This window comes from Nostoc sp. CALU 546, assembly GCF_048836525.1.
The window spans coordinates 1-3,192 of the sequence record NZ_JAWJTF010000246.1 but is presented as its reverse complement, the minus strand read 5'-3'; the positions used below and the strand labels follow the sequence as shown (position 1 = coordinate 3,192).

The 3,192-nt window shown below is 41.5% G+C and carries 2 protein-coding genes and 1 pseudogene; all 3 read left to right on the top strand.

What is annotated here, in order from left to right; genetic code table 11:
* Positions 1 to 343, top strand: a pseudogene (locus RRG12_RS42200) (hypothetical protein); the annotation flags it as partial.
* Positions 344 to 380: 37 nt separating this feature from the next.
* On the top strand, positions 381 to 1,214 hold the full coding sequence (locus RRG12_RS42195) for an ATP-grasp domain-containing protein (RefSeq protein WP_420759237.1): 834 nt from the start codon (positions 381 to 383) through the stop codon (positions 1,212 to 1,214).
* A gap of 158 nt (positions 1,215 to 1,372) precedes the next feature.
* On the top strand, positions 1,373 to 3,192 hold a 1,820-nt coding region (locus RRG12_RS42190; RefSeq protein ID WP_420763230.1), incomplete at its 3' end, for a GH116 family glycosyl-hydrolase.

The window sequence follows — 3,192 nt, the reverse complement described above, 5'->3', positions numbered from 1 at the left end:
GCCAACGCCAACGCCGACACCAATCATAGAATTGACACCAGAACAAGCCTTGATTGCGGCTATTGAAAATCAGGTAGCCGAAATTAGCGATCGCATTGCCTCTGGTCTGATAAAGTCAATTGAAGCCAACTTTCGCACGAGTAATCTGACAGTCAAAATTAGTGATGATTGGTATACTCTCCAAGAATCTCAGCAAGACAAACTAGCTGCGGAGATATTACAACGCTCTCAAGAACTTGATTTTACCCATTTAGAAATTATCGACTCCCAAAAGAGGCTAATAGCTCGTAACCCAGTTGTTGGTACTGAGATAGTAATTTTTAAACGGCAAACAACAAGTTAAAATAATTCGTAATTTAGAGGTTTAACTTGAAGTATTTATGTTAGACAACGTTTCGCTATTGCTGCAAGCTTGTAACAACTTAAACATCAGCTATGAAGTTATTCATCCTGCTGAAAACTTAATCAAAATCAAACTCAATAATAAACCCCATTATTTTTGTAACTATAGCACTCCATTGATTAATCAAGCAGTATCACATCTTATGAAAGATAAGGAATACACTTATCATGTTTTAAATAAAAAAATTAAACTTCCTCGGACAGTAGGTTTTCTTTCTCCTTTTTGTGACATAGAGTATAAAATCTACTTAAAATTTCCAACTATTCAAAATATCGTATTAGAAATAAAAGAAAATTTTGAAACGCCAGTGATTGTTAAAAGGAATTCTGGCTCTAGCGGACATAATGTATTTTTATGTCAGAATCAAGATGAAATTGAAAATGCTTTAAAAGGAATTTTTAATGTCAATTTTAAAAAGTATGATTATGTCGCTCTTGCTCAAGAGTTTATTGACATAAAATCTGAATATAGAGCAGTTTTCTTAAATAAAGAGTTAGTTTTGCTCTATGAAAAAGATATAAGTAATGCAGAGTTTGCAGGGAATCTTAGCCCTCTGCACTGGAATGGTGCAAAAGCAAAGTATATCAACGATCCACAAATATTGTCAGATATTGCTAATTTTGCTAAACCAGTTTTTGAAGAATTAGACCTTGATTATGGTGGCTTAGATATCGTATTAGACCGAGATAATCAATATTGGTTAATTGAAATCAATTCTCACCCAAATTTTAGCATTTTTACTAGGGACAATGGAGAGGAACATGTGCTGAAAATTTTTGAAAAAATGATAATTAGCCTAGCTTCAAAATAACCCCGTCTAATTGTTCCTCCAGCGCTGAAGCCTCCAGCAAGAACTGCCTTCTTCAACCAAGATTGAAACATTATTATGCTATCACCGCGTTTTACTTGAGAAAAATCACACATCGCGTTAGTCTTCATTGACGTAACTGCACGCTGTAACATCAGGTGATGACAAATCAACTTTCCCCGAAAATTCCCTCTTGTACTTGGAGCCGTCCTATCGGCTTAGGCTGGGACAAACCTTATACCGTCCGCTACGCAAGTAATATTGATGATGGCCCTTGGCATGGTACGCCTTTAGGTGGCTTTGGTGCAGGTTGCATCGGTCGTTCTTCACGGGGAGATTTCAACCTGTGGCACATCGACGGTGGTGAACATACCTTCAAAAACGTTCCCGCTTGTCAATTCAGTGTGTTTGAATCCAGTGGTACATCTTCCCAAGCCTACGCTTTGTCTACGCAAGCACCCGATGATAGCACTCTCCAAGCTTGGCAGTGGTATCCGACACTTGCCGACACAAAAGGAACGGGCAATTATCACGCGCTATATCCACGTAGCTGGTTTGTGTATGAAAATGTATTTCAAGCACAGTTGACTTGTGAGCAGTTTTCACCAGCCTGGGCAGGCAATTATCAAGAAACTAGCTACCCTGTGGCACTATTCCTCTGGAATGCCCACAATCCCACAGATGCACCTATTACTATCAGCATTATGCTGACTTGGCAAAATATGGTGGGCTGGTTTACTAATGCCCTCAAATCTCCCCAAGTGCAAGTGCGCGATGATGGTAGTCCGGTTTACGAATACCAACCACGCTGGGGCGAAAGTCAAGGAAACTATAACCAAATAGTTGAAAATACACAACAGTTTGGTTGTGTATTAGGTCGGATTGGTAGTGATGCTTTGCAAGAAGGTGACGGAACTTGGTGTATTGCGACGCTGAAACATCCCCAAGTTGAATTATTCCACCACACCCGCTGGAATCCAGAAGGAACGGGTGAGGAAATATGGGAAAGCTTTGCTAAAGATGGTTCTTTGCCTAATTATCTAGATCCGACTCCAGCAATAGATAATACACAATTAGGGGCTGCGATCGCACTCCGTTTCACTCTCCAACCAGGCGAAACTCTCGAAATCCCCTTTGTCCTCGCTTGGGATTTACCCATTACAGAATTTGCGGCTGGGGTTGATTATTATCGCAGATATACGGACTTTTTTGGTAAAAGTGGAAATAATGCTTGGGCGATCGCATCTACTGCCCTACAAGAATACCAAAGTTGGCGATCGCAAATTCAAAGTTGGCAAAAACCGATTATCGACCGGGAAGATTTACCCGACTGGTTTAAAATGGCTCTATTTAATGAGCTTTATGACCTCACCAGCGGCGGTACTCTCTGGAGTGCAGCATCAGAACTTGACCCCATCGGTCAGTTTGCGGTGCTGGAGTGCTTAGATTACCGCTGGTATGAAAGTCTAGATGTGCGGTTATATGGCTCTTTTGCCCTGCTGATGCTGTTTCCAGAATTAGAAAAGTCGGTGATTCGGGCATTTGCAAGGGCGATTCCTCAAGGTGATGATACTCCCCGAATCATTGGTTATTACATGACAATTAAGGCAGAAAGCCCGATTGCAGTTCGTAAAGTCGCAGGTGCAACACCCCACGATTTAGGCGCACCCAATGAACACGTTTGGGAGAAAACTAACTACACCAGCTATCAAGACTGCAATTTGTGGAAAGATTTGGGTAGTGATTTTGTCTTGCAAGTGTATCGTGATTTTCTGCTCACGGGTGCTGACGATGTAGAATTCTTAGCAGATTGTTGGAATGCGATCGTTCAAACCCTTGACTACCTGAAAACTTTTGACCTTGATGGCGATGGGATTCCGGAAAATTCTGGTGCGCCTGACCAAACCTTTGATGATTGGCGGTTACAGGGTGTCAGCGCCTATTGTGGTGGGTTGTGGTTGGCGGCGCTAGAGGCTGCGAT